Annotated in this window: 1 pseudogene; it reads right to left on the reverse strand. The window is 35.4% G+C overall.

The window, feature by feature from the left end:
* Positions 1 to 370, reverse strand: a pseudogene (locus tag ACTJK5_RS23030) (hypothetical protein); the annotation flags it as partial.
* Positions 371 to 421: the final 51 nt, after the last annotated feature.

The following is a 421-nucleotide window of genomic DNA, read 5'->3' on the forward strand; positions in this document are numbered from 1 at the left end:
TATTTCTATTAATTGTCTCTCCAGGTTGAAACTCAATTTGATAATTACTCTTCTCTTGATCTAATGCTAATTGTGAAAATGTAAATTGATCCTCTGGCTTTGTATGCTCCATGAGTAAAATCGCTGTTAACACCTTCGTCGTACTAGCAGGAAATGCGCGGTGATATGCGTTTTTGTCATACAAAACATCTCCTGTTTTTGCATCAATTGTCGTTGCAAACTGACTAAAAACATTCGGTCCTTCCGCAGGTGGTGGTGCAACTTGTTCTGGATTTACTCCAATATTCGTCTCAGCACGCAATGTTATGGGCGTCAAAAAAAACGAACAAATAACTGTAATAAAAACCAAAATTTTCTTAAAATTTACCATATGACTCTCCCTTTTCCATTTACTCCTTAACAAAATAATAAATCTACCAAT

This window comes from Agrobacterium sp. 22094 (genome assembly GCF_052046015.1).
GTDB classification, from domain to species: Bacteria; Pseudomonadota; Alphaproteobacteria; order Rhizobiales; family Rhizobiaceae; genus Agrobacterium; species Agrobacterium cavarae.